Origin of the sequence: Actinacidiphila sp. bgisy160 (genome assembly GCF_965342435.1) — a bacterium.
Classification (GTDB): Bacteria; Actinomycetota; Actinomycetes; order Streptomycetales; family Streptomycetaceae; genus Actinacidiphila.
Genome location: NZ_CBDRCM010000005.1, coordinates 15,515 through 40,858, shown reverse-complemented (window position 1 = coordinate 40,858; position 25,344 = coordinate 15,515). Strand labels below are relative to the sequence as shown.

Sequence of the window (25,344 nt, the reverse complement as noted above, 5' to 3'; positions counted from 1 at the left end):
AGTGCCTCGCGCGGTGGGCCCGGCGGTCCGACGTGACACCGCGCCCCCGGGGGACGGGACCTCTCCCGGGGGCGCGGTGCGTCGGTGACGGTTCCGCCGGCTACGGCAGCCCGTGCACGTGCGGGCCGACGGTGCCCGAGAAGGCGTTGCCGTTCGTCGCGTCCCAGTTGGTGGACCAGGTCATCGCGCCGCGCAGCCCGGGCCAGGTGGTCGGGGGCTTGAAGGAACCGCAGTTGGTGCCCTTGGTGAGGCAGTCCAGGGCGTTGTTGACGACGGTCGGCGACACGTAGCCGCTGCCCGCCGCCCGGCTGGAGGCCGGCAGGCCGATGCCGACCTGGGAGGGGGCGAGACCGCTCTGCAACTGGATGCAGGCCAGCGCGGTGATGAAGTCGACCGTGCCCTGCGCGTACACCTTGCCGTCGCATCCGTTCATGGTGCCGCTGTTGTAGTACTGGGTGTTGACGACGGTCAGGATGTCCTTGATGTTCAGCGCGGTCTGGAAGTATCCGAAGGACGTCGACTGCATGTCGATGGTCTGCGGGGCCATCGTGATGACCAGCCCGGAGCCGGCCTTGGCCGACAGGGAGCGCAGCGCCTGCGTCATGTAGGTCGCGTTGATCCCGTTCTCCAGGTCGATGTCGACGCCGTCGAAGCCGTACGTCTGCATCAGCGAGAAGACGCTGCCCGCGAAGTTGTTCGCCGAGGTGGAGTCGCTGACGCTGATCGTGCCGTTCTGCCCGCCGACCGAGACGACGACCCTCTTGCCCGCCGCCTTCTTCGCCGCGATGTCGGCCTTGAACTGGCTCACGGAGTAGTCGAGGGCCGGGTCGAGCGTGAAGGAGACCGCGCCGGGCGTGGTCGTGGCGTCGGCGAAGCTGACGGCGATGATGTCGTACTGGGCCGGGACCTGCGCGAGGGTCTGGACGGTCGCTCCGTTGTCGAAGTTCTGCCAGTAGCCGGTCAGCACGTGCTTGGGCAGCGAGCCGCCACCCGTGGGTGTGGGGGTCGGGGTGGGCGTGGGCGTGGGAGTCGGCGTGGGGGTCGGGGTCGGGGTCGGGGTGGGCGTTCCGGTGCCGGCCGCGCCCAGCAGGCTCACGTCGTCGGCGAGGAACGCGGGCTGGGCGTACCAGCCGTGCACGTAGACCGTGACCGAGGTGGTCGTGGCGCCGGTGGTGAAGCCGGTGGACAGCCGCTGGTAGGAGGACGCGGACGGGATCCAGGTGGAGGCCTCGGTCATCCCGGCGCCGGTCGCGCCGAGGTAGACGTAACTGCCCTGGACGAAGGCGCTCAGCTGGTACGTGGAGTTGGGCCGGACGCTGATCGTCTGCGAACAACGGGCGTTGTCCGAGGAGGACGGGGTGGCCTGCAGGGCCTTGCCGCCGCCGTGCACGGGGCTGCTCACGGCGGTGCCGCTGGAGGCGGTGCACGTCCAGCCGGTCAGGCCGCTCTCGAAGCCGCCGTTGGTCACGAGGTCGGGGTCCGCGGCGCCGGCGCTGCCGGACGTGGCGACGAGTCCCGCCACCGACAGGGCGGCGGCGCCGACAACCGCCGCGGCTCTGAGGGCGGTGCGCCGTGCGCGTGCGTGTTCCACTACTGCCTCCTGGGGGCGAGGAGTTGGGCGGGTACGCGAAGGGCCACTCTTGCGTGGACGCAGTTTGGTCCAGACCAATCCTCTGGTCAAGACCTCTGTCGGCGTGCGTAGTCCGGCGCCCGGCGGGTACCACCGACTTCATCAACTGTTCGGCGACTTTCCGCGCTGCTCCGGCTACGCAGGGATAAGCTCTCCGGGCAGGGACTGGGCGGGAGTTCCGGGAGGTCGCGGGTGTCGAGCGTCATAGCGGTCACGGCGGACGATCTCGCGCTCCCGCTGGAGCAGCACGTGATGCGCACCGCCGCCGCCCTGGAGGCGCACGGCCACCTCGTCGTGCTCGTCCCGCCGGAGACCACCGACCCGTTGCGCCGCCGCGTCCACACCGTGCGCGCGGCCCTGGAGGCGGACCGGGTGGCGATCGTCCCGGTCGGCCTGCCGCCGCTGGCCGCCCTCCTCCTGGCCGAGCAGCTGCGTCAGCTCGCCGCCACCGACCTCGGGCCCGGTGTGCTCGCCGGTGCCGCCCGGCTGCTGTCGTACTACCTCCACTCCGGTGCCCTGCTCGGCTCGGTCTCCCGGCTCGACCGGGTGGACGTGCCCGTCGGCGCCCACCTGAAGTCCCTCGTGCCCGGACGGCACTTCGCCGTCCTCGCCCACCCCGAACCGCACCTGTCCGAGGCCCGGCCCGACGCCGTGCCGGCCGGGCCGGCGTTCCTCACCCAGCTGGCCGTCGCGCACGGCCACGGCGTCGACCCCGGCTGGGTCACCGGGCCGCTGGCCCGCGCCTGGCGGAGCCAGGCAGTGCGGGAGGTGCCGCTGCCGGCGGACTCCGCGCGCTGGTGGGGCACCGGCAGGCTCGTGGAGTTCACCGCCTACATCGCCGACGTCGGCGTGCTCTACCAACTGGTCACCTCGGTCCGCCGGGACACCTGCGGCTGGTGCGGCCTGGCGGTCATCGGCGACCGCTGCCTGTTCTGCTCGGCCCCGGTGGACGGGCAGCAGCGCATCCGGCCCCCCGAGCGGCCACGCCAGGTCGTGCACTCCGGACCCCGCGCGCCGTCGCCGGCGCCCAGGGCGTCCCCCGCCCCGCAGGTCTCCCCCCACCAGCACTCGGCACTTGAGCGATAGGGCCCCACCTCTATGAACTCACGTCAGCGTCGCGGCGTCGTCCTCCTCGTGGTCTCCGCGCTGTGCGCGCTCGCCGCCTTCGCCGGGGTCGTCACCGTCATCGGGGACGCCCGTTCCCAGGTCGGGCCGAAGGTGACCGCGTACCGGCTGGCCTCGGACGTGCCGGCGTACGAGGCCGTAGGCCGCTCCCAACTGCAGGAGGTCCGGATACCCGAGCGCTGGCTGCCCGCCACCGCCGTCCGTGACCTCGGCAGGCTGGACGGCAAGATAGCCGCCGTCCCGCTGCACCGCGGCTCCCTGCTGCAGACGGACATGGTCGCCGAGCGGCCCGCGCTGCGGGCCGGGCAGATGGAGATCGCGATCATGATCGACGCGGAGACCGGCGTCGCCGGGAAGATCACCCCGGGGGCGCGGGTCAACATCTTCGCCACCTTCGCACCGCGCAGGGACACCGACCCCGAGGTCTCGAAGATCATCGTCGCGGGCGCCCGGGTCATCGACGTCGGCGAGATCAAGGCCTTCGACACCGGGAGCGACAACCGCCGCGTCAGCAGCCAGGGAGTCCCCATCACCTTCGCCCTCGGCGCCGCCGACGCCCAGCGGGTCGCCTTCGCCGAGTCCTTCGCCCGGCACGTACGCCTCGCGCTCGTCGCCCCGGGGGACGCGACCGCCCCCTCCGAACGCGACCGCACCTACACCCTCGGCCGTGACGGAGCCGCCTCGTGACCGGCGTCCGCATCGTGTCGGGCACCCCCGACCCCGACACCGCCCGCGCCCTGACCGGGGTCCTCCACCAGCTGCCGGGAGCCGAACCCGGGCCCGCGCTGCCGGACTCCACCACCCTGCTGGACGTCCTCGCGCGTGCCGCCGAGACCGGGGTCGACGAACTGCCCGAGGTCGTCGTCGTCCACGACCGCATCACACCGGTGCCCGCGCTCGAGGTCATCCGCGAGATCGCGCTGCGCTTCCCCGCGGTCGGCGTCATCCTGCTCACCGCCGACCCGAGCCCCGCCGTCCTGTCCGGCGCCATGGACGCGGGCGCGCGCGGCGTCGCCGGGGTTCCGCTGTCGTACGACGAACTCGGCGCCCGCGTCGAGGCGGCGGCCGCCTGGGCGGTCGGTGTACGGCGCCACCTCAGCCCCCAGCAGCCCGCGCTGCCCGCCGTGCCAGGGGGCCGGCTGGTCGCCGTCGCCGGAGCGAAGGGCGGGGTCGGCACCACCGTCGTCGCCGTCCAGCTCGCCCTCGCCGCGCGGGCCGCCGGCAGGTCCACCGCCCTGGTCGACCTCGACCTCCAGGGCGGTGATGTCGCCTCCTACCTCGACGTCCAGTTCCGCCGCTCCGTCGCCGACCTCGCGGACATCGCCGACGTGACCACCCGCGTGCTGCAGGACGCCATGTACCTCCACGAGTCCGGGCCCGCGCTGCTGCTCGCGCCCGGCGAGGGCGAACGCGGCGAGGAGGTCACCGACCGCGCCGCCCGCCATGTGCTGCACGCCCTGCGGCAGCGGTACGAGGTCGTGGTCGTCGACTGCGGCACCCAGATGACCGGCGCCAACGCGGCCGCCGTGGAGACCGCCGACACCGCGCTGCTGGTCACCACGCCCGACGTGGTCGCCGTGCGCGCCGCCAAGCGCATGGTGCGCATGTGGGACCGGCTGCAGATCCGCAAGCCCCAGGACGTCGTCGTCGCCGTCAACCGGCACACCCGCGGCAGCGAGATCCAGCCCTCGCTGATCGCCCGCATCACCGGCACCCGGATCGCCTCCGCCGTGGTCCCCGCCGCCTTCCGCGAACTGCAGGCGGTGGTGGACGCCGGACGGCTCCAGGACCTGGACAACCGCTCCAGCGTCAAGCAGGGCGTGTGGACGCTCGCCGCGGAGATCGGCCTCACCGGGCCGGGGCACGCCGTGACACCCCGCAAGGGCCGCCGCGGCCGCGGTGAACAGGGCCAGGTCACCCTGGAGACACTGGGCATGACACCGCTGATCCTGCTGGTGCTCGTCCTGGTCTGGCAGGCGGTGCTCACCGGCTACACCTTCACCCTCGCCGGTCACGCCGCCGACCGGGCCGCCCGCGCGGCGGCGGTCGGGGAGGACGCCCGGGCGGCGGCGGCCGGCGACCTGCCGGGCGCGTGGACGATCGACGGCTTCGGCACCACCGGATCCGACGGGATGGTCACGGTGGACGTCGGGCTCAAGGTCCCCGTCCTCTTCCCCGGCGCGATCGACTTCCCGTTGACCGTCCACGGCCACGCCTCGGCCGTCGACGAAGAGGCGGGCACGCCGTGACGGCCCGGACCCGGCGGTCACGCGACCGGGGCAGCGCCTCCCTGGAGTTCCTGGGGATGCTGCCGATCCTGCTACTGGTCGCCCTCGCCGGCGTGCAGTTGGGCCTCGCCGCCTACACCGCCGCCCAGGCCGGCACGGCCGCCCGTGCCGCCGCGCGCATGGCGGCGCTGCACGACCCTCCGGTCACCGGCTCCGCCGCGGGCACGGAGGCGGTGAGTTCCTGGCTGCGGGACGGTACGCGGGTGAGCACCACCGGCGACACGGGGGACTCGGTGCGGGCGACGGCGACCGTGGAGATCCCGTCGGTGCTCCCGGGCCTGCGCCCCGGCTCCGTCACCCGGACCGCCACGATGCCCAGGGAGGACGACGAAGGGGCCGACGAATGAGCCTGCGCGACCGCATCGCCGCGAACGAGGACAACGCCCCGCAGACGCAGGAGGGCCACCTCGTCGCCGTCTACCGGGCCAAGCTCCTCCAGGAGATCGACCTCGCCGAGATGTCGGCGCTCGCCGCAGCCGAGCGCCGGGTGCGTCTGGAACGCGTCCTCGGCCACATCATCAGCCGCGAGGGCCCGGTGCTCTCCACCCAGGAGCGCACCGGCATCATCCGCCGGGTCGTGGACGAGGCCCTGGGCCTGGGCATCCTCGAACCGCTGCTGGAGGACGCCTCCATCACCGAGATCATGGTCAACGGCCCGGACCGGATCTACATCGAGCGCGCCGGCCGGGTGGAGCCCGTCGCCGCCCGCTTCAGCAGCCCCGAGCAGCTGCTGCAGACCATCGAGCGGATCGTCTCCACCGTCAACCGCCGGGTGGACGAGTCGAATCCGATGGTGGACGCCCGCCTGCCCTCCGGCGAGCGCGTCAACGTCATCATCCCGCCGCTGTCGCTGACCGGCCCCGTCCTCACCATCCGCCGCTTCCCCCGCGCGTACGCCCTGCACGAGCTGATCGGCCTCGGCACCCTCGACGAGCACATGCTGATGCTGCTCTCCGCGCTCGTGCGGGCCAGGTTCAACATCATCGTCAGCGGTGGCACCGGCTCGGGCAAGACCACGCTGCTCAACGCCCTGTCCGGGCTCATCCCGGACGGCGAGCGCATCATCACCGTCGAGGACGCCGCCGAACTCCAGCTCCAGCAGGAGCACGTCGTACGTCTGGAGAGCCGGCCCCCCAACGTCGAGGGACAGGGCCGGATCACCATCCGCGACCTCGTGCGGAACTCGCTGCGCATGCGCCCCGACCGGATCATCGTCGGTGAGGTCCGCGGCGGCGAGACCCTCGACATGCTGCAGGCCATGTCGACCGGCCACGACGGCTCCCTGGCCACCGTGCACGCCAACTCCGCCGAGGACGCGGTGCTCAGGCTGCAGACGCTGGCCTCAATGTCGGAGGTGAAGATCCCCTTCGAGGCGCTGCGCGACCAGATCAACAGCGCCGTCGACGTCATCGTCCAGCTGCGCCGCGACGTCGACGGCACCCGCAGGATCGCCGAGATCGCCGTGCTGTCCTCACGCGGCCGCGACACCTTCCGGCTGACCACCGCGACGCGCTTCCGCGCCGAGCCCATGGGGCCCGACCGGATCGTGCGGGGCTGGTTCCACCACCAGCCCGTACCGCGTGAACTGGCCGAACGCTTCCACCTGGTGGGGGAGTCGGTGCCGGCGGCCTTCGGGATCGGCGAGACCGAGCTGGAGCTGTCGAGCAGGGAGGCAAAGTGAACACGCCAACCTTGGCCCTGGCCGTGCTCGGCGTGACCGGCCTCGCGCTGGTGCTGGGCGTCTGGGGCCTGCATGCCTGGAGCGGCGGGCGCGCCGACCGTGCCGCGCTCGTCGACCGGCTGGCCGACGTCCCGGCCGCGGAACGGCGCGCCGTGCCCTTCGCCGGCCTGGACCGGCGGGTCCGGCGCACGGCCTGGGGCCGCCGGCTGGGCACCCGGCTCGCCGCCACCGGCACCGACCTGACTCCGGGGCAGTTCACCGCCGCCGCCATCGGGGTGGTCGGCGGCGCCTGGCTGGTCGCCGACGTCGTGCTGGCCCCCTTCTTCGGACCGATCGCCGCGCTCCTGGCGGCCTGGGCGGTCAGCTCCTTCCTCGGCTGGCGGCGACGGGTGCGCACCGAGCGCTTCATCGCCCAGCTGCCCGAACTTGCCCGCGTCCTGGCCAACGCCACCCAGGCCGGACTCGCCCTGCGCACCGCCGTCGGCATGGCGGCGGAGGAACTGGAGGCCCCGGCCGGCGAGGAACTGCGGAAGGTCGCCGACGCCATGACGCTCGGGCACTCCATCGAGGACGCCCTGGCCGAACTGCGGGAGCGGCTGCCCAGCCGGGAACTGGTGGTCCTGGTCTCCACGCTCGTCCTGTCGTCCCGGGCCGGCGGCTCGGTGGTGGAGTCGCTGCGGAACCTGACGGTGACCCTGGAGGAGCGCAAGGAGACCCGGCGCGAGATCCGCACCCAGATGTCCCAGGTCACGGTCACCGCGTACGCCGTCCCCGTCATCGGCGTCGGCTCGCTGCTGCTGCTGGACCGGATCATGCCGGGCTCGCTGGGCGCGATGACCGGCTCCGGGGCCGGACGGATCGCCGTGCTCGTGGCGCTGGGCCTGTACGTCGTCGGCTTCGCGCTCATCCGCCGCATGTCGCGGATCGACGTGTGAGGGGGTGGGGGACCTTTGATCACCGTCGCGCTGGCCGCCGTCGCCGCCCTCGGAGTGGTGGGTGTCTGCTACGGCATCGGTATCTACCGCTCCGAGGTCAAGCTGCCCAGCGACCTCCAACTGGCCCTGGAGGTCGGGCAGACCCGCACCACCAGGGTCGGCAACGCCGTCGACCGCCTCGGGATGCGCTGGGCGCCCCTGGTGCTGCGCCTCATGGGCCCGGCCCGGGTCAACCGGATCCGCACCCGCATCGACCACGCGGGCCACCCCTACGGCCTCACCGTCGACCGCTACGCCGCCCGCCGCGCCGTCTACGGCGCCCTCGGCGCCCTCGCGGCCCTGGTGCTCCTCCAGGCCGGCCACTGGTTCGCCGCCCTCCTGATGGTCGCCTACGGCCTGGGCTGGACGGACCTCGGCATCCGGCTCGCCATCCGCAGGCGCCGCGACGAGATCGAGCGCACGCTCCCGGACTTCCTCGACGTCCTCGCGGTGGTGGTGAGCGCCGGCCTCGGGTTCCGCCAGGCCCTCGAACGCGTCGCCTCCGTCTACAAAGGCCCCTGGAGCGACGAGATCCGGATCGCCCTGCGCCAGATGGACGTCGGCGTCAGCCGCCGTGACGCCTTCGACCAACTGCGCAGGCGCAACGGCAGCGAGCAGGTGGGGCAGTTCGTCACGGCCCTGCAGCAGGGCGAGGAACTGGGCGCGCCCATCGCCCGCACGCTGCTCCAGATCGCCACGGACATGCGGCGCACCGAGGCCCAGAACGCCCGCCGCCGCGCGGCCCGCACCGTGCCGCGCGCGACCGGCGTGATCACCACGCTCCTCGTCCCCGCCACGATGATCCTGCTGATGACCGGCACGATCCTCGGGTCGCGCATCAACTTCGGCGACCTGCTGGGGTGATGGGGGTGACGAGGCCATGAACGCATGTCCGGTGCGGGTGGTGGGTAGTGACGGGAGCCGCCATATTGGGTGCGGAGCCCACGGTTGCGGAGTACATTTGCAGTCGCAACCATATTTGCACCTGCAATCAGGCACGGATCGCAGTGGGTTGACCCGATGGGAGGCGGTACGCCGTGGACCTCACCGGCACCCCACCCGCCCGCGGCGATAGCCAGACCCCGGCCGACGCAAGGGGCGCGGCCGGCGTACGTCACGTGACTACGGTTTGGGGCACGGAAGATGAGCAGGTGGGTTGTGAAGCGACTGACCGCGCTGCGCACGCGCATGCGCGTCCGCGACGAGGCGGGGCAGACGTCGTTCGAGTACCTGGGCATCGCGGTGGTGATCGCGGTCATCATCGGCGTGCTGGCCGGGACGACGGACATCGGCACCACGGTCCTCAACGGCATACTCGACAAGATCCAGGACATCATCGACGCCGGCTGAGCAGTCGCGGTCGCGGCGACGGCGGTCAGACGCTCGGCATCTACATCGTGGCCGTCGCTGCGTTGTTCTTCCTCGCCTTTGCCTACTTCGCCGTTGGTCAGGCAGCCTCCGTACGTAACATCGCGCAGACGGCGGCCGACGCGTCGGCCCTGGCGGCAGCGCGGGAGGTCAGGGACAGCGTTCGGGAGCCTTTCCTCGATGCCCTGGAGGCGGGGGACCTGGACCAACTACAGGATCTGCTGGCGTTGAACGGGATGACACCCGGCAACGCGTGCAGCGCGGCGGCGACCTATGCCGGTCAGAACAGAGCGGTCGTCGACGAGTGCGATATCGGCGGCCCGGGTGGCGTCGCGGTCGCCCTCCACACCTCCGGCACGGTCGGCAAGTCGGTCGTGCCGGGCACCGAGTCGATGAACGCGCGGGCCACCGCAACAGCAGTCGTCGAAAGCCGGTGCGTTGTCGACGACAAGGACGGCGACGAGATCACGTTCATCTGCGACGGGGACGAAGTGACCGTGGACCCGACGGCCGACGATTTCGATCTGAACCTGGCGGAGTTCTACTCCGTCCATCTCAGCGAGTGAGGAACGGGGGACCGATGCGTATCCAGAAGCAGGGACCGGCCGCAATCGCCGTCACCGTGGCCCTCGCCGCCGTCCTGGTGGGCTGCGGTGGCGGAGGTGACGAAGGAAAGGCCACAGCCTCGCCGTCCGTCAAGACGAGTGCGTCGAGCGGTTCGGAAAAGTCCACCCCCGCGTCTCCGGGCGAGTCGACCCAGGTCTTGGCCCAGATGAAGGGTGAGAAGGGCATCACGGTCACGGTTAATGAGGCGTCCCGGGACTCGGGAGGCTTTGTGACGGTGAAGGGAGCGATCACGAACAACGGGGCGGATTCGTTCAACGCCACGAACTGGATCGGTCAGGAACTCGCGGTCGCCAAGTCCGGAGCGTCCGTGGCCGGCGCCGTATTGGTCGACGCGGTCGGCAAGAAGCGCTACTACGTGCTCCGCGACACCGACGGCATCTGCCTCTGCACGACCAAGCTGATCGGCATCCGGCCCGAGGAGACGAGGCCGTTCTTCGCCCAGTTCCCGGCGCCGCCGGAAGGCACCACCGAGGTGGAGTTCCAGCTGCCGACGATGCCCCCGGCCAAGATCACGATCTCGGAGGGGTGAGCCGTGCCCCGTCCCCGTCCGCATCCCCGTCCGCATCCCCGTCTCCATTCCCGTCCGCATCCCCGCCCCGGCGTCGCGGCCGTGCTCGGCCTCGCGCTCGTGCTCACGCCGCTGACCGCCGCGACCGCGCGGGCGGACGACGATCCGACGGCGCAGCCCACCCCGTCCGCGCCCACGAAGGTGGACGCGGACGACCCGGACCTGCGGCTGCCCGAGGGGGCGACGCTGGCGCCGCCGAAGGTGCTGGACATCGTCTCCGTGACGGACGCGTCGTCCTCCGAGGACGCCTCGGCCGACGACGGCGAGGAGCGGCACGAGGAGTCGAACTCCTCCGTCACCTACGCCCTCCAGGCGGACGTCCTGTTCGGCAAGGACAGCGCCAAGCTGAACGCGGCGGCCACCGCGCGGATCAAGGCCATCGCGGCCGACATCGATGCCAAGGGCGTCACGCAGCCGATCCGGGTGTTCGGCTTCACGGACGACCTCGGCTCGTACGAGCACGGCAAGGTGCTGTCCAAGAAGCGGGCCGACGCCGTGTACAAGATCCTCGCGGAGGAGCTCGGTTCCCTCGGCAACTCCGGTCATTCGTTCCAGGTGCGCGGCTACAGCGAGGACTACCCGATCGCCGACAACTCCAGCGAGGCGGGCCGCAAGCAGAACCGCCGTGTGGAGATCACGTTCCGTCCGTCGTAGCGCCGCCGCCCAGCAGCTTCGCCAGGCCGCCGACGACGTGGGGCCAGCCCTCGCCCATGCCCTCGAGGGCGGTCCTGCCGAGCGGGGAGTCGAGGTCGAAGCCCTCATGGGTGAGGAAGAGGCGGGTGCCGGCACCCTCCGGCTCCAGGCGCCAGGTGACGGTCGTGTCGAGCGTGCCCTCGGCGAAGCTGTAGCGCAGCAGGCGTTCCGGCTCGACGGCGAGCACCTCGCAGGGCTGCAGGCCCCAGTGCCCCATGTCGAGGGTGAAGCGGTGGCCGACCACCGGGCGCACGTCGCCGGCTGCCCACCACCGGGCGTGCAGATGGGGGTCGGTGAGGGCCTGCCAGACGGTGGCGGGGGAGTGGGGGAGGAACTGGTCGAGGTGGATCTCGGCGGGTTCGGGGGTCGTCATGTCGGGTCTTCCTTGGTGGGTTGTTCGTCGAGGAGGTCGCGCAGCGAGTGGAGCCGTGCGCGCCAGTAGTGCTCGAAGGGGTGGAGCCACTCGCCCACCTCGGCGAGCGGCTCCGGTGCCAGGTGGTAGAACCGCTGCCGGCCGCGGGGCTCCTCGCGGACGAGGCCGGCCTGGCGGAGCACTTGCAGGTGCTCGGAGACCGCGGGCCGGCTCAGCTCGAAGCGGCCGGCGAGGTCGTTGACCGCGCGCGGACCGTCCCGCAGGGATTCGAGGAGCCGGCGCCTTACGGGGTTGGCGAGTGCGCTGAAGACGTCGGTGGCCACACCGCACAATACGTCGGAAAATTCCGACGCGTCAATCGAGGCGCCTTGTCACGGTCGACCGAACGCCTCACCCGCCCGGGTGAGGCGCGGCGGCAGGGCCCTTCGATTCCGCGCCGAAGGCCTGGTGCGTTCCGTGACGAAGTGTGCGCGGTGCGGATGTGGCACGGGTGAGCAAGTCGCCTCATTCGCGGCTGTTCGGACTAATCGACCGGCGGCCGCGCGACATCTTCGAGGGAACCTTCACATCTCCCTCATGACCTTGGACCTGGAGAGCGCTTCCGGCGCGGTACCTTGGAACCCCCCCCTCGGGCCGGTCCGCTCTCCCCCCTGCGGACCGGCCCGTCTTTTTTCCCGCGCCCTACTCCGTCAGGAGGGCCGCACGCGTGCCAGGAACAGATCCGGTCGCTCGTTGTGCGCCTCGTGAGCCGCGGGCAGGGTCGCGTACACGGCGCCGGGCGGCAGCACACGGCGGGCCCGGCGGCCGTCGGTGAGCACAGGGAGCAGCGGATCGCGGCGGCCCCACAACACCAGGACGGGCGGGACGACCCCGGGCAGGACCCCGGTCAGTCCGAAACCGGGCGAGGCGAAGGCGCGCCACAGGGCGCAGTGGACCGCGAGCCGGCCGGCGTCGGCATGGACGCGGCGCACGCGGTCGTCCGGGCGCGTTGTGCTGTCTCCGGGGGCGTGCGGGTCGCCGACGCCTTCGGCGGCGTCGCTGATCCGACCGCCTTCGGCGGCGAGGGCGTGTCGTCAGGCCCGCGTCTCCAGGGTCACCGTCGTACCCGGGACCAGGCCCCAGGCCGCCATCGCGCCCGCCTCCGCCTCCAGTACGTGGCGGGCCCGCAGCCGCGGGCGGCCCAGCCGGCGGGGCGGCATGGTGCGGACGGCGAGGACCCGCAGCCGTCGGTCGAGGTAGGCGACGTCGATGGCGAAGCGCATGCCCAGGGTGTGCACGCTCGCGGCGGGGGTGAGCAGCAGCGCCCCGGTGATCCCCGTACGGCCCAGCAGCCCCCGGGCGCGGGCGCGGTAGGAGGCCGCGATCTCCAGCGGTATCCCGGCACCCTCCCTGCCTCCGCCGCCGGCGAGGCGGAGCAGGCCGGTCCCGTCGCGGCGGCGGTCACCCATGCGGCTCAAGTCCCTTCGCGTGGTGCGCCCGTGTACGGTCGGGCCCGATGCATGTCTATCCGATCGCCGCGGCCGTCGTATGGGGAACCGCCGTGGGGCTCGCCCTGCCGCGTGCGGCGTACCGGCTGTCCGTCGCGCCGGAGCTGCCCTGGCGAACCCGGTGCCCGGCGGACCTGCCCTACCCGGCCGGCTGGCGCGGCTGGTGGGGGCCGGTGCGCAACGCCGGGACCCCTGCCGCCGGGTGGCGCTGCGCACTGGTGACCGCGATGGTGTGCGCGGTGGTGGCGGCGGGCACCGGGCCGCGGCCCGAACTGACGGTGTGGCTGCTGCTCGTCCCGCTCGGAGTGCTGCTCGCCCGCGTCGACCTGACGGTGCTGCGGCTCCCGGACGTGCTGACGCTGCCCGCCGCCGCGGGGACGGCGGCGCTGCTGGGGGCGGCCGCGCTGCTCCCGGGCCACCAGGGCTCGTGGCTCCGGGCGCTGCTGGGGGCGGCCGCGCTGGGGCTGTTCTACCTCGCCCTGCACCTGGTCAACCCCGACGGCATGGGCTTCGGCGACGTCAAACTCGCTCCCACCGCGGGCATGGTCCTCGCCTGGTACGGCTGGGGGACGCTCGTCGCCGGCACCTTCGCGGCCTTCGCGCTGGGCGCGGTCACCGGCCTGGTGCTGCTGGCGGCCCGGCGTGCCGAGCGCCGAACGCCGCTGCCCTTCGGGCCGTTCATCCTGGCCGGCGCCCTGGCCGGACCGCTGCTGCCGTCCTGACCGGGGCGCCCGCCGTCGTCACGCGTCGCTGCTGCGGGACCAGAGGTTGACGCCCGACTCGAGGGCGAACTCGTCGATCTCGGCGAGCTCCTCGGCCGTCAGCGGGGCGGCGCCCACCGCCGCGACGTTGGCCTCCAGCTGGGCGACGCTCGACGCCCCGATGAGGGCCGAGGTGACCCGCCTGTCGCGCAGCACCCAGCTCAGCGCGAGCTGCGCCAGCGACTGGCCGCGCCGGGCGGCGATGTCGTTGAGTCCACGCAGCCGCCGCACGACCTCGTCGGTGATCAGGGTGGGGTCGAGGGACTTGCCCTGGGCGGCCCGGGAGCCCTCGGGAATGCCGTTCAGGTACTTGTCCGTCAGCAGGCCCTGGGCCAGGGGGACGAAGGGGATGCAGCCCATGCCCTCCTCGTCCAGGACGTCCAGCAGCCCGTCGTCCTCGACCCAGCGGTTGATCATGGAGTAGGAGGGCTGGTGGATCAGCGCCGGCACACCCATCTGGCGCAGCAGCCCGGCGGCCTCGCGGGTGCGCTGCGCGCTGTAGGAGGAGATGCCGACGTAGAGTGCCTTGCCCTGGTGGACGGCGGACGCGAGGGCGCCCATCGTCTCCTCCAGCGGCGTGTCGGGGTCGAAGCGGTGCGAGTAGAAGATGTCGACGTAGTCCAGGCCCATGCGGCCCAGGGACTGGTCGAGGGAGGAGAGCAGGTACTTGCGGCTGCCCCACTCGCCGTACGGGCCGGGCCACATGTCGTACCCCGCCTTGGTCGAGATGACCAGTTCGTCGCGGTAGGGCCGGAAGTCCTGGGCGAGGATGGTCCCGAAGTTGCTCTCGGCGGAACCGTAGGGCGGGCCGTAGTTGTTGGCCAGGTCGAAGTGGGTGACGCCGAGGTCGAAGGCGCGGCGCAGGATGGCGCGCTGGGAGTCGAGCGTGCGGTCGTCGCCGAAGTTGTGCCAGAGCCCGAGGGAGATCTCGGGGAGCTTCAGGCCGCTGCGGCCGGTACGGCGGTACGCCATCGCGTCGTAGCGCTCGTCGGCGGCGCGGTAGAGAGAACGAATATCCACAGAAGCGGTCCTATCACGACGGTGGTCCACAGCTTCGCACCCGGTTCGGCGGCCCGCGGACAGGCGCAGTAGGGTGGCGAGGGGGTGACGACCGCAGGAGGGGCCCGCCAATGAATCTGCGCGACCTGGTACGTCTCAGGTTGACCGACCTGTACGCCCACCGGGTGGAGCGTCGGCTGGACCTGTCCCAGGCTCCGAAGCACATCGGCGTCATCCTCGACGGCAACCGTCGCTGGGCCAAGGCCGCGGCACGGACGACGGAGCAGGGCCACCGGGCCGGGGCGGACAAGATCACCGAGGTCCTCGGCTGGTGCGAGGAGACCGGCGTCGGGGTCGTCACGCTCTGGCTGCTCTCCACGGACAACCTGGACCGCCCGGCGAAGGAACTCGTCCCGCTGCTCGGCATCATCGAGGACGCGGTCAGCGGCCTCGCCGCGACCGGCCGCTGGCGCGTCCACCACGTCGGCGCGAAGGACCTGCTGCCCGCGCGCACCCAGTCCGTCCTCAAGGAGGCCGAACAGGCCACGGAGGACGTCGAGGGCATACTCGTCAACGTGGCCGTGGGCTACGGCGGCCGCCAGGAGATCGCCGACGCGGTCCGCTCCCTCCTTCACGAGCACGCCGGCCGCGGCACCTCCATCGAGGACCTCGCGGAGATCCTCGACATCGACCACATCGCGGAGCACCTCTACACCCGCGGCCAGCCCGACCCCGACCTCGTCATCCGCACCTCCGGCGAGCAGCGCCTGTCGGGCTTCATGCTGTGGCAGAGCGCGCATTCGGAGTACTACTTCTGCGAGGTGTTCTGGCCGGCGTTCCGTCGGGTGGACTTCCTGCGGGCGTTGCGTGACTACGCGGCGCGGCACCGGCGGTACGGGGCCTGAGCGCGGGCCCCGGTTCCCGGGGTCACCCGAACGGCCCCGCCGGGGAGAGATGCGCCACACCGGGGTTGCGGCGAACGGCCGAAGCGCCGGTGGCCGGATAACGTCCCGGCGACGGGCGTGGAAACATCGGGCTGCCGGGCGGCAAGGGTAGAGCCCGGGCCAACACCTGTCATATGCAGTCGCATAGGCCTCCACTTTCGAGGGAATAGACCCGTCAGACCGACATCCGGCCCATGGATGTCGGACAGAAGCGGACGGCACCTGGCCCGTCCGCCCGGGAGGCCCTTTGCTCACGGACGTGCCGTTGTCAACCCTTGACTCGGACGGCATTGACCGCGTCGACTCGAAGGGTCGCGGTCCGGCCCTCGTGGTCGGTCCCGGCCCTGTCCCGCGCGACGCCGTCGCACCCGCACCTCTTCCGAGGGGGTTCGTCCACACGTGGTGACCAGCAAGAATCGCCGTGAGCACGACCGGCGCACTTACGTACTCGACACCAGCGTGCTGCTTGCCGACCCGCATGCCCTCCTCCGCTTCGACGAGCACGAGGTGGTCCTGCCGGTCGTGGTGGTGACCGAGTTGGAAGCCAAGCGCCACCACCCCGAGCTCGGCTACTTCGCCCGCCAGGCGTTGCGGCTGCTCGACGAGTACCGGATCCGGTACGGGCGGCTGGACGCACCCATCCCGACCGGCGAGCTGGGCGGCACCCTGCGCGTCGAACTGAACCACTCGGACCCGGGCGTGCTGCCCGCGGGGTTCCGGCTGGGCGACAACGACTCGCGGATCCTGGCCGTGGCCCGGAACCTCCAGGCCGAGGGGTACGACGTCACCGTCGTCTCCAAGGACCTGCCGCTGCGCGTCAAGGCCTCCTCCGTCGGCCTGCTGGCCGAGGAGTACCGGGCCGAGCTGGCGATCACCTCCGGCTGGACGGGGATGCACGAACTGCAGGTCGCGGCCCAGGAGGTGGACGAGCTCTTCCAGTCGGAGACCGTCGACCTGCCCGACGTGGCCGGACTGCCGGTGCACACCGGCCTGGTCCTGCAGTCCGAGCGCGGCAAGGCGCTCGGCCGCGTGACGGCCGACGGCCGGGTCCGGCTGGTGCGCGGCGACCGGGAGGCCTTCGGCATCCACGGCCGCAGCGCCGAGCAGCGGATCGCGTTGGACCTGCTGCTCGACCCAAACGTCGGCATCGTGTCGATGGGCGGCCGGGCCGGCACCGGCAAGTCGGCGCTGGCGCTGTGCGCGGGGCTGGAGGCGGTGCTGGAGCGTCAGCAGCACCAGAAGGTCATGGTCTTCCGGCCGCTGTACGCCGTGGGCGGTCAGGAGCTCGGCTATCTGCCGGGCACCGAGGCGGAGAAGATGAGCCCGTGGGCCCAGGCGGTCTTCGACACCCTGGGCGCGGTGACGTCGAAGGAGGTCATCGAGGAGGTCGTGGCGCGCGGCATGCTGGAGGTCCTGCCCCTCACGCACATCCGGGGCCGCTCCCTGCACGACGCCTTCGTGATCGTCGACGAGGCTCAGTCCCTCGAGCGCAACGTCCTGCTGACCGTGTTGTCCCGTATCGGGCAGAATTCCCGAGTTGTTCTGACTCATGACGTCGCTCAGCGCGACAATCTGAGGGTGGGTCGGTACGACGGCGTGGTCGCCGTCGTCGAGAAGCTCAAGGGCCACCCGCTGTTCGCACACATCACCCTGACCCGCTCCGAGCGCTCGCCGATCGCCGCGCTCGTGACGGAGATGCTGGAGGACGGCCGGGCGTAACAGGCGAGTTCGACGCTCCGCTAGGCTGCTGCGCCGCAAGGGCGCAGCAGCCTAGCGCTGGGTGCGGAGGCTACGGATGCGTAACGGAAATTTCCGTGGCCCACGCGGCGTGTGAGCTTTGACACGCAACTGGGAATTGCGTTGACGCGTCTGCCTGCGGCAGGCTGTCGGTTCTGTCAGGCCCCCGCCCTCGGCACAGCCGTACCCGCAAACGTACGGAACCTCAGAACTGAACAGCGTTCGCCGTGGGCCGCCCGAGCTGAATCAGCGGACTCCCCGCCCCGTCGGGGGGAGCCCCACCGGGCCAGTGCTTCTGTGACCGGTGCAGTAGGAAGCCTGTGCGAAGGGGCACGATCGCGTCCGCGAGGTCACCAAGCGGGCGACGCTGGAAGGAAACCGTGTGAGCCGGATCTCGGTCCGGGGATTCGCGGTGGCTTCGGCCACTGCGGTCACCACTGTGGGCGCCGTCGTCGGTGTCGCCTCCGGCAGCGAGGGTGCCGTACAGCCCGTCGCCGCCGCCGATGCGACCACCGTCCTCGCGGACATACCCGCTGGACAGCAGGTTCAGCAGGCTTCCCTGACGCAGCAGGTGCAGGCGCAGTCCGACGCCGCCGACGCCAGCGCCAAGAAGGCCGCGGAGGAGGCAGCCCGCAAGCAGGCCGCCAAGGACGCCTCTGCCCGCAAGAAGGCGGAGGAGAAGGCCGAGGCGGATCGCAAGGCCGAGGCCGCCTCCCGTGCCGCCGAGCGCGCCGCGCTGGTCGTGAAGGCCTCGTACACCGTGGCCGAAGTACAGGCGATGGCGCAGGGGATCATCGGTGACGCCTCGCAGTACCAGTGCTTCTCCAACATCGTGACCCGTGAGAGCGGCTGGAACTACACCGCGACGAACGCCTCTTCCGGCGCCTACGGCCTCGTCCAGGCCCTGCCCGGCTCCAAGATGGCCACCGCGGGCGCCGACTGGCGCACCAACCCCGGCACCCAGATCAAGTGGGGCCTCAACTACATGAACAGCCGGTACGGCAGCCCCTGCGGTGCCTGGTCGTTCTGGCAGGCCAACCACTGGTACTAGGCCGCCTCTCCACGAAACGCCGACGAGCCCCCGACCCCTTGAGGGATCGGGGGCTTGTTGCGCGTACGGTGGTGCGGACGGACAGGCGGGGGGCGGGGGACAGGGGAAGAGATGTCGGAGAAGCGCCAATGGGGCTCCGGGCTGGCGGCGGAGCTGGCCAAGCTCGCCGGGAGGCTGGAGGAGCAGCGCCGGGCCGCGGCCGTGGCCGCCCGCGAGGAGGCCCGCCGGCAGGAGGAGCAGGCCGCGCGCCGGCACGTGCCGCGCGCCTCCGGCCCCGGTGACCCGGTCGCCCAGGTGCCGTGGAGCATGCGGGTGGCGGCCGAACTCGGCTGGCGGCTGCTGGTCCTGGCCGGCACCGTCTGGGTGCTGATGCGGGTGATCGGCACCATACAGCTGGTCGTCCTCGCCTTCGTCGCCGCGCTCCTGATCACCGCGCTGCTGCAGCCCTTTGTGGGCCGGCTGAAGCGGATGGGGGTGCCGCGCGGTTTCGCCACGGCCATCGTCTTCATCGGCGGCTTCGTGATGATGGGCCTGGTCGGCTGGTTCGTGGTCTGGCAGGTCATGGAGAACGTCGACAACCTCTCCAACAGCCTCCAGGACGGCATCGCCGAACTGAAGCGCTGGCTGCTCAACAGCCCGTTCCACGTGACCGAGGACCAGATCAACCAGATCGCCAAGAACCTCCAGGACGCGATCGGCACCAACTCCAAGGCGCTGACCGACGCCGGGCTGCAGGGCGTCACCGTCGTCGTGGAGATGCTCACCGGCATCCTGCTGGCGATGTTCAGCACGCTGTTCCTGCTCTACGACGGCCGGAACATCTGGAACTGGTGCCTCAAGCTCTTCCCCGTGGCCGCCCGTGACGGTCTCGGCGGCGCCGGGCCGCGGGCCTGGCGCACGCTCACCCTCTATGTGCGCGGCACGGTGATAGTGGCCCTGATCGACGCGATCTTCATCGGCATCGGCATCTTCTTCCTCGGTGTGCCGATGGCGGTGCCGCTGGCCGTCATCATCTTCCTCGCCGCGTTCGTGCCGCTGGTCGGCGCGGTCGCGTCGGGCGCCATCGCGATGGTGGTGGCGCTGGTGACGGAGGGTCCGTTCACGGCGCTGATGGTGCTGGTGGTCGTCCTGCTGGTGCAGCAGATCGAGGGCCACATCCTGCAGCCGTTCATCCTGGGCCGGGCGGTGCGGGTGCATCCGCTCGGGGTGATCCTGTCGGTGGCGGCGGGTTCGCTCATCGCCGGCATCGGCGGGGCGGTGGTGGCCGTGCCGCTGGTCGCGGTGACCAACACCGTCGTCGGCTACCTGCGCGCCCACGCGCGGGAGTCGGCGATGGCCGACGAGCCCCCGCCGCACGGCGCGACGGCCGCCGAGGTGGCGCCGGTCGGTGCGCCGGGGCTCGTGGACGCCACGCCGGAGGAGACGGCCTGACACCGGCCGGTCCGAACGCCCGAACCCGCGGCCGCCCTCCCCGGAGGGCGGCCGCGGCGCGTCCGGCGGGCGGGCGTCACGCCCTCGGGCTGTCGTCGGGTCACCGCGCACCGGGCGGCCCGGGGCGGGCGGCCGCGGGACAGCCGAAGGGCCCGGCCCCCGCAAGGGTGGCCGGGCCCGGATGAGCACACGTCAGGCGCCGGCGAGGACCGCCTCGGCGTCCAGGGTCGCCGCGACCGCCTGCACGACGGCGGCGATCTTGAAGGCCTCCTGGACCGTCTCGCGCTCGACGCCCGCCTTGCGCAGCACCTGCTCGTGCGAGTCGAGGCAGGTACCGCAGCCGTTGATCGCCGAGACCGCCAGCGACCAGAGCTCGAAGTCGGTCTTCTCGACGCCCGGGTTGCCGATGACGTTCATCCGCAGGCCGGCCCGCAGGTTGCCGTACTCCGGGTCCGACAGCAGGTGCCGGGTCCGGTAGTAGACGTTGTTCATCGCCATGATGGCGGCGGCGGCCTTGGCGGCCTGGTACGCCTCCGGCGAGAGGTTCTCCCGGGCCTCGGGCTCCAGCGCGCGCAGCACGACGGCCGAGCGCGAGGCGATGGCGGTCGCCAGCACCGTCCCCCACAGCTGCTGCCGGGGGAGCTCGGAGTTGCCGGTCACGGAGCCCAGGTTGAGCTTGAGGTCCTTGGCGTAGTCCGGCAGCGCGGACTTCAGCTCATCGAGCGCCACGGTCACTCACCGGCCAGGAGCTTGACGACGTCGAGGGTCTCGTCGCCCTTCTTCCAGTTGCAGGGGCACAGCTCGTCCGTCTGCAGCGCGTCGAGGACCCGCAGGACCTCCTTGGGGTTACGGCCGACGGAGCCGGCGGTCACCATGACGAACTGGATCTCGTTGTTCGGGTCGACGATGAAGGTGGCGCGCTGGGCGACGCCGTCCTCGCCGAGGATGCCGAGGTCGGTGCACAGCTCGCGCTTGATGTCCGACAGCATCGGGAAGGGCAGGTCACGCAGGTCGTCGTGGTCCTTGCGCCAGGCGTGGTGCACGAACTCGGAGTCGACGGAGAAGCCGAGGATCTGCGCGTCACGGTCGGCGAACTCGTCGTTCAGCTTGCCGAACGCCGCGATCTCCGTCGGGCAGACGAAGGTGAAGTCCTTCGGCCACGCGAAGTACACCTTCCACTTGCCCTCGTACGACTTGTGGTCGATCTGGGTGAAGGCCTTCTCGGGGTCGAGGTCCACACAGGCGGTCAGTTCGAACGTGGGGAACTTGTCACCGACGGTGAGCACGCGCACTCCTAGTCAGGGTCGGGACCCGGGCGCGGGGTGGCCGCAGCGGTCCCTCAATGGGTCCCGATCACCCTGCCATGAGCCCATTGATCAGTGAAATCGCCCCAGCGGGTCGCATTGATCGGAACCACTTATCGTCGAGTTGTCGTCGAATGAGGTCGGGCGACCCGCTGCGCAGAGTGACCGGCACCACAGAGGCGGGCGAGCCGCCCTCGGGGCCGACGTCATTGATCGCGCCCGCAACTAGACTGGAGATCGTTGATCGGAGGCGGTTATCAGTAGTCAGCGCGTGAGCCAGCGCCTGCCCAGTCTGTCCCAGTTGCGGGCCTTCGCGGCCGTCGCCGAGCACCTGCACTTCAGGGACGCGGCCGCGGCGATCGGCACGAGCCAGCCCGCGCTGTCCGGGGCGGTCGCCGCGCTGGAGGAGGCGCTCGGGGTGGTGCTCGTGGAGCGCACGACCCGCAAGGTGCTGCTGACCCCGGCGGGCGAGCGCGTCGCGGTCCGGGCCCGGGCGGTGCTGGGGGCGGTCGGCGACCTGCTCGAGGAGGCGGAGGCGGCGCGCGCGCCCTTCACCGGGGTGCTGCGGCTCGGGGTGATCCCGACGGTCGCGCCCTATCTGCTGCCGACCGTGCTGCGGCTGGTCCACGACACATACCCGGAACTCGACCTCCAGGTGCACGAGGAGCAGACGTCCTCGCTGCTGGACGGCCTCGCGGCGGGCCGGCTGGACCTGCTGCTGCTCGCCGTCCCCCTGGGTGTCGCCTCCGTCGCCGAACTGCCGCTCTTCGACGAGGACTTCGTCCTGGTCACCCCGCGCGACCACTGGCTGGCCGGACGCATGGACATTCCCCGCGAGGCCTTGCGGCAGCTGGACCTGCTGCTGCTGGAGGAGGGGCACTGCCTGCGCGACCAGGCGCTGGACGTCTGCCGGGAGGCGGGCCGCACCGAGGGGGCGACCGCCACCACGACCGCGGCGGGACTGTCCACGCTGGTGCAGCTGGTGGCCGGCGGGCTCGGGGTGACGCTGCTGCCGCGGACGGCGGTCCCGGTGGAGACCGGACGCAGCGCGGACCTCGCCACGGGGTTCTTCGCCCACCCGGCGCCCTCGCGGCGGATCGCACTGGCGATGCGCGCGGGCACCGCGCGCGCGGAGGAGTTCGAGACCTTCGCCTCCGCGCTGCGCGGTGCCCTGAAACCGCTGCCGGTACGGTTCCCCCGCTGACGGCCGCTGACGGCCGCTGACGGTCGCGGCCGTCCCCGGTCACTCCGTCCGCAGGCCGTCCGGTCGCATCATCCGCCACAGCGGCGGCAGGGTCAGGGCCGTGACCACCAGGACCACCCCGGCGCCCACCCCGCTCATGGTGCCCAGGCTCGCCCAGTCGATGTGGAACGGGGTACGCACCATCTTCAGAAGGGCCGCGCCCAGGCCGACACCGCCGACGACGGCGAGCGCGAGCCCCAGGGCGACCGGGAGCGCCGTCTGCCAGAGCACCGACAGGCCGAGCACGGAGCGCCGGGTGCCGAAGGCGACCAGGACGGCCAGCAGCCGCCGTCGCTCGCGCAGTTGCTCCAGCGTGGAGACGAGCAGGCTCGCACCGATCAGGGCCAGGGTGGCGGTGGCGCCGATGAGCAGGCCGCGCCGGATCGTGCCGAAGTAAGGGTCCTCGCGGGTCGCCTCGAGCTGGTAGATGTCGCCGAACGGATCGACGCGCACGGACGTGTTGCGGGCCTGCTCGACGGCGTCCGGCGATCCGGGGTCGGTCCGCAGCATGACCCGCACGGAGGGCGTACCCAGCAGCGTCACGTCCAGGGCGCGGGGAGTGGCCAGCACACCCCACTGCTTGTCGCCGTCCGGCGCGATGCGGGGCGTCACCTTTTCGGCGTCGGCCGGGACGGTCCACAACCGCGGGGTGCCGACGTAGGAGTCGCCCGACGGCGCGTTGAGGTCGATCTTCCCGCCCGGCCGGGCGACGCTCTCGACGTCGCCGTAGCCGTACGCGTCGTCGGCGAGGAACACGTCGCCGTCCGCGCAGTCGCGGCCCACCGTGATCACTTCGCGCAGCGTGGCGCAGTCGGCCACCAAGACCGGCACGGTACTGAGGTCGTCGACGGACCTGGTGGAGGCGTCGGCCTGCGCGGCGGAGGAGGAGACCAGGCCGAGCGCCGCACGGACCCCGGGGGTCGCGGCGAAGGCCTGCTCGACCCTGCGCGCGTCGGCCCCGCTGCGGACCTCCGCGTCGGCGACCATCTGGGCCCGGCGCGGGTCCTTGCCGGTGGAGCTGACGTAGTCGCCCTGCACCCCGGTGAAGAGCATCTGCAGGGCGATCGCGCCGGCCACGGCGACCGTGACCCCGCTGACCATCCGCGCCGCGGCGCTGCTGTTGAGCTGGATCCGGCGGGTGGCCAGCTGCCAGGGCAGCGGACCGCCCCGGAAGCGGCCGACCACCGCCTCCACCAGCCAGGGCAGCACGGCCGTGAGTCCGACGAGGAGCAGCACGGTGCCGCCGGCCACCTGGTAGGAGTTGACCTCCGACCGCTTGTCGACGGCTCCGAACAGCGGGACCAGCAGGCCGAGTCCGGCCAGCGGGATCAGCAGCCGCCACCACAGGCGCCGCTTGCGCGGTACGGCGTTGCGCACGACACCGAGCGGCTCCACGGCGATTCCGCGCATCGCCAGCAGCGTGACCGCGACCGCCGCCCCCGGGACGCCCACCGCCACCAGGGCGGCGAGCCCGGCACCCGGGGTGATGTCGGAGGGGAAGACCGTGAGGTCGTACATCGTCACGTCGTCCGCGAACCGCCGGACGAACAGGAAGAGCCCGGTGCCCACCACGAGGCCGAGCAGTGAGCCGAACAGCGCCTCGCCCGCCGCGATCCGCCGTGTCATCCGGCTGTCCGCGCCGACCAGCCGCAGCGCGGCCAGCCGCCGGTCGCGGCGTTCGCCGCCGAAGCGGACGGCGGTGCCGATGAAGACCGCCACCGGCATCATCAGCACCACGACGATGATGAGCACCAGCACGGTCAGCACCCCGCCCAGCGGCTCCCCCTCGGCGGCCCCGCGGCCGAAGTACGGGATGCGGGTGGCGTTGCCCGAGGTGCCGTCCGCACTGCGGGCGACGAGCTTCGAGCTTCCCGCGTAGTAGGTCAGTTCACTCGGTCCCAGCAGGCCCTTGTCCCCGATGACGCCGGAGATCCGGTGGTCCAGGCGTTCCCGCAGCAGTTTGCTGCCGGGCTGTGCGAGGAGCTTCTTCAGCGCCGGGGAGACCACCATCTCGCCGGGCGCCGGCATCGCGTCGACGCCGGGCGGCAGCACGGGCCGGTCGCCGTCCGCCTTGAGCAGCAGGCCGCGGATGTCCTCGTCGTGGAAGGTGGTGTTCGCCTCCGCGTACAGCACCGTGCTCGCGGTCTGCTTCGGCGGCTCCTTGAACCAGCTGTAGTCCCGGTCGTACGCGCGGTCGTGGCGGGCGCTCAGCATGGCCGGCACGGCGGCCGCCACGAGCAGCAGCGCCACGCCGAGCCCCACGCCGACCGCGGTGAGCAGGGTGCGGGTCCAGCCCTCGCGGCCGCCGGTGGCCGCGAAGCGGACGCCGAGGCCGAGGTCGCGGACCCAGGTGGCGAGGGCGCCGCCGCCCGGGGCGCTGTCCGTGGTGCTCACGCGACGCGCTCCATGTCGCGGGACTTGCCGTCGCGGACGACGACCTCGCGGTCGGAGTAGGCGGCCACCCGCGCCTCGTGCGTGACGAGGACGACGGCGGCGTTGGTGTCACGGGCGGCGTCGGTCAGCATGCGCATCACGCGCTCGCCGTTCAGGGAGTCCAGGGCGCCGGTCGGCTCGTCGGCGAAGACCACCCGCGGGCCGGTCACCAGGGCCCGGGCCACGGCGACCCGCTGGCCCTGACCGCCGGAGATCTCACCGGGGCGCTTGCCCGCGAGGTCGTCGACCTCCAGCCGGGCCAGCCACTCCCCGGCCCGCGCCTCGGCCTCCTTGCGCCGGGTGCCGTTCAGCCGCAGCGGCAGCGCCACGTTCTCCACGCAGGTCAGCTCCGGGACGAGCTGGCCGAACTGGAAGACGAAGCCGAACTCGCCGCGGCGCAGCGCGCTGCGCTCGGCGTCGCTCATCGCGGTCAGGTCCCGTCCCCGGTACAGCACGCTGCCGGAGTCCGGCCGGACGATGCCGGCCAGGCAGTGCAGCAGCGTCGACTTGCCGGAGCCGGACGGCCCCATGACGGCGACCACCTCCCCGGCGCGTATGCCGAAGTCCGCGCCGTCCAGCGCCGGGGTCGGGCCGTACGCCTTGTGCAGGTCGACGGCCTCCATCAGG

General features: G+C 72.2%; 27 protein-coding genes. 17 read left to right on the top strand and 10 right to left on the bottom strand.

What is annotated here, in order from left to right; translation table 11 throughout:
- Positions 1-100: 100 nt before the first annotated feature.
- Positions 101-1,591 carry a chitinase gene (locus ACRWNP_RS06840; RefSeq protein ID WP_431960082.1) on the bottom strand — a complete coding sequence of 497 codons (1,491 nt, stop codon included), beginning with the start codon at positions 1,589-1,591 and terminating at the stop codon, positions 101-103.
- A gap of 231 nt (positions 1,592-1,822) precedes the next feature.
- On the opposite strand from ACRWNP_RS06840, the gene ACRWNP_RS06835 reads away from it, so the two are divergent.
- The 11 genes from ACRWNP_RS06835 to ACRWNP_RS06785 all read left to right on the top strand — a co-directional run bounded on the left by ACRWNP_RS06835 (position 1,823) and on the right by ACRWNP_RS06785 (position 10,915).
- The gene (locus ACRWNP_RS06835) at positions 1,823-2,716 is read left to right on the top strand and encodes a hypothetical protein (protein WP_431960081.1); all 894 of its coding nucleotides are present in this window, start codon (positions 1,823-1,825) and stop codon (positions 2,714-2,716) included.
- Positions 2,717-2,728: 12 nt separating this feature from the next.
- The gene (gene cpaB, locus ACRWNP_RS06830) at positions 2,729-3,442 is read left to right on the top strand and encodes a Flp pilus assembly protein CpaB (RefSeq protein WP_431960080.1); all 714 of its coding nucleotides are present in this window, start codon (positions 2,729-2,731) and stop codon (positions 3,440-3,442) included.
- Positions 3,439-5,004 (top strand): AAA family ATPase, encoded by a 1,566-nt coding sequence (locus ACRWNP_RS06825; RefSeq protein WP_431960079.1) that lies wholly within the window; start codon positions 3,439-3,441, stop codon positions 5,002-5,004. The genes cpaB and ACRWNP_RS06825 overlap by 4 nt, the downstream gene beginning before the upstream one ends.
- Positions 5,001-5,390, top strand: coding sequence for a TadE/TadG family type IV pilus assembly protein (locus ACRWNP_RS06820; RefSeq protein WP_431960078.1), 390 nt, complete (start codon positions 5,001-5,003; stop codon positions 5,388-5,390). Before ACRWNP_RS06825 ends, ACRWNP_RS06820 begins: the two co-directional genes overlap by 4 nt.
- Positions 5,387-6,724, top strand: coding sequence for a CpaF family protein (locus ACRWNP_RS06815; RefSeq protein ID WP_431960077.1), 1,338 nt, complete (start codon positions 5,387-5,389; stop codon positions 6,722-6,724). The genes ACRWNP_RS06820 and ACRWNP_RS06815 overlap by 4 nt, the downstream gene beginning before the upstream one ends.
- Positions 6,721-7,659, top strand: coding sequence for a type II secretion system F family protein (locus ACRWNP_RS06810; protein ID WP_431960076.1), 939 nt, complete (start codon positions 6,721-6,723; stop codon positions 7,657-7,659). Before ACRWNP_RS06815 ends, ACRWNP_RS06810 begins: the two co-directional genes overlap by 4 nt.
- Before the next feature lie 18 nt (positions 7,660-7,677).
- Positions 7,678-8,562 carry a DUF5936 domain-containing protein gene (locus ACRWNP_RS06805; RefSeq protein WP_431960246.1) on the top strand — a complete coding sequence of 295 codons (885 nt, stop codon included), beginning with the start codon at positions 7,678-7,680 and terminating at the stop codon, positions 8,560-8,562.
- A 294-nt stretch (positions 8,563-8,856) separates the two neighbouring features.
- Positions 8,857-9,048 carry a hypothetical protein gene (locus ACRWNP_RS06800; RefSeq protein ID WP_431960245.1) on the top strand — a complete coding sequence of 64 codons (192 nt, stop codon included), beginning with the start codon at positions 8,857-8,859 and terminating at the stop codon, positions 9,046-9,048.
- On the top strand, positions 9,045-9,632 hold the full coding sequence (locus ACRWNP_RS06795; protein ID WP_431960244.1) for a pilus assembly protein TadG-related protein: 588 nt from the start codon (positions 9,045-9,047) through the stop codon (positions 9,630-9,632). The genes ACRWNP_RS06800 and ACRWNP_RS06795 overlap by 4 nt, the downstream gene beginning before the upstream one ends.
- Before the next feature lie 14 nt (positions 9,633-9,646).
- The gene (locus tag ACRWNP_RS06790; RefSeq protein WP_431960075.1) at positions 9,647-10,222 is read left to right on the top strand and encodes a hypothetical protein; all 576 of its coding nucleotides are present in this window, start codon (positions 9,647-9,649) and stop codon (positions 10,220-10,222) included.
- An 81-nt stretch (positions 10,223-10,303) separates the two neighbouring features.
- Positions 10,304-10,915, top strand: coding sequence for an OmpA family protein (locus ACRWNP_RS06785; RefSeq protein ID WP_431960074.1), 612 nt, complete (start codon positions 10,304-10,306; stop codon positions 10,913-10,915).
- Here the strand turns inward: ACRWNP_RS06785 and ACRWNP_RS06780 are convergent.
- The 4 genes from ACRWNP_RS06780 to ACRWNP_RS06765 form a co-directional block, all read right to left on the bottom strand.
- Positions 10,896-11,327 (bottom strand): SRPBCC family protein, encoded by a 432-nt coding sequence (locus ACRWNP_RS06780; RefSeq protein ID WP_431960073.1) that lies wholly within the window; start codon positions 11,325-11,327, stop codon positions 10,896-10,898. The genes ACRWNP_RS06785 and ACRWNP_RS06780 overlap by 20 nt on opposite strands.
- Entirely contained in the window at positions 11,324-11,650 is a 327-nt protein-coding gene (locus tag ACRWNP_RS06775) for an ArsR/SmtB family transcription factor (protein WP_431960072.1), read from the bottom strand. Before ACRWNP_RS06775 ends, ACRWNP_RS06780 begins: the two co-directional genes overlap by 4 nt.
- 366 nt (positions 11,651-12,016) lie before the next feature.
- The gene (locus ACRWNP_RS06770; protein WP_431960071.1) at positions 12,017-12,298 is read right to left on the bottom strand and encodes a hypothetical protein; all 282 of its coding nucleotides are present in this window, start codon (positions 12,296-12,298) and stop codon (positions 12,017-12,019) included.
- A 102-nt stretch (positions 12,299-12,400) separates the two neighbouring features.
- Positions 12,401-12,775 (bottom strand): DUF192 domain-containing protein, encoded by a 375-nt coding sequence (locus ACRWNP_RS06765; RefSeq protein WP_431960070.1) that lies wholly within the window; start codon positions 12,773-12,775, stop codon positions 12,401-12,403.
- A gap of 47 nt (positions 12,776-12,822) precedes the next feature.
- On the opposite strand from ACRWNP_RS06765, the gene ACRWNP_RS06760 reads away from it, so the two are divergent.
- Positions 12,823-13,536, top strand: coding sequence for a prepilin peptidase (locus tag ACRWNP_RS06760; RefSeq protein WP_431960069.1), 714 nt, complete (start codon positions 12,823-12,825; stop codon positions 13,534-13,536).
- 18 nt (positions 13,537-13,554) lie between these two features.
- Here the strand turns inward: ACRWNP_RS06760 and mgrA are convergent, their stop codons facing one another.
- The gene (gene mgrA, locus ACRWNP_RS06755; RefSeq protein WP_431960068.1) at positions 13,555-14,595 is read right to left on the bottom strand and encodes an L-glyceraldehyde 3-phosphate reductase; all 1,041 of its coding nucleotides are present in this window, start codon (positions 14,593-14,595) and stop codon (positions 13,555-13,557) included.
- A 110-nt stretch (positions 14,596-14,705) separates the two neighbouring features.
- Here mgrA and ACRWNP_RS06750 point away from each other — a divergent pair, with 110 nt between their 5' ends.
- The 4 genes from ACRWNP_RS06750 to ACRWNP_RS06735 all read left to right on the top strand — a co-directional run bounded on the left by ACRWNP_RS06750 (position 14,706) and on the right by ACRWNP_RS06735 (position 19,737).
- Positions 14,706-15,479: an isoprenyl transferase gene (locus tag ACRWNP_RS06750; RefSeq protein WP_431960067.1), complete on the top strand. Its 774-nt coding sequence runs from the start codon at positions 14,706-14,708 to the stop codon at positions 15,477-15,479.
- A 438-nt stretch (positions 15,480-15,917) separates the two neighbouring features.
- Positions 15,918-17,237: a PhoH family protein gene (locus ACRWNP_RS06745; RefSeq protein WP_431960066.1), complete on the top strand. Its 1,320-nt coding sequence runs from the start codon at positions 15,918-15,920 to the stop codon at positions 17,235-17,237.
- A gap of 400 nt (positions 17,238-17,637) precedes the next feature.
- Positions 17,638-18,306 (top strand): transglycosylase SLT domain-containing protein, encoded by a 669-nt coding sequence (locus tag ACRWNP_RS06740; protein WP_431960065.1) that lies wholly within the window; start codon positions 17,638-17,640, stop codon positions 18,304-18,306.
- A gap of 111 nt (positions 18,307-18,417) precedes the next feature.
- The gene (locus ACRWNP_RS06735) at positions 18,418-19,737 is read left to right on the top strand and encodes an AI-2E family transporter (protein WP_431960063.1); all 1,320 of its coding nucleotides are present in this window, start codon (positions 18,418-18,420) and stop codon (positions 19,735-19,737) included.
- Between the two features lie 192 nt (positions 19,738-19,929).
- On the opposite strand, the gene ACRWNP_RS06730 is transcribed toward ACRWNP_RS06735, so the two are convergent.
- Both ACRWNP_RS06730 and ACRWNP_RS06725 read right to left on the bottom strand, forming a co-directional pair.
- Positions 19,930-20,466, bottom strand: coding sequence for an alkyl hydroperoxide reductase (locus ACRWNP_RS06730; RefSeq protein WP_431960062.1), 537 nt, complete (start codon positions 20,464-20,466; stop codon positions 19,930-19,932).
- Positions 20,467-20,468: 2 nt separating this feature from the next.
- Positions 20,469-21,023, bottom strand: a complete 555-nt coding sequence (locus ACRWNP_RS06725; protein WP_431960061.1) for a peroxiredoxin — start codon at positions 21,021-21,023, stop codon at positions 20,469-20,471.
- A 289-nt stretch (positions 21,024-21,312) separates the two neighbouring features.
- Between ACRWNP_RS06725 and ACRWNP_RS06720 the strand changes: the two genes are divergently transcribed.
- Complete coding sequence (locus tag ACRWNP_RS06720) at positions 21,313-22,245, top strand: LysR substrate-binding domain-containing protein (protein WP_431960060.1); 933 nt, start codon at positions 21,313-21,315, stop codon at positions 22,243-22,245.
- Between the two features lie 39 nt (positions 22,246-22,284).
- Here the strand turns inward: ACRWNP_RS06720 and ACRWNP_RS06715 are convergent, their stop codons facing one another.
- Both ACRWNP_RS06715 and ACRWNP_RS06710 read right to left on the bottom strand, forming a co-directional pair.
- Positions 22,285-24,678 carry an FtsX-like permease family protein gene (locus ACRWNP_RS06715; protein WP_431960059.1) on the bottom strand — a complete coding sequence of 798 codons (2,394 nt, stop codon included), beginning with the start codon at positions 24,676-24,678 and terminating at the stop codon, positions 22,285-22,287.
- Complete coding sequence (locus ACRWNP_RS06710) at positions 24,675-25,340, bottom strand: ABC transporter ATP-binding protein (RefSeq protein WP_431960243.1); 666 nt, start codon at positions 25,338-25,340, stop codon at positions 24,675-24,677. The genes ACRWNP_RS06715 and ACRWNP_RS06710 overlap by 4 nt, the downstream gene beginning before the upstream one ends.
- Positions 25,341-25,344 lie beyond the last annotated feature (4 nt).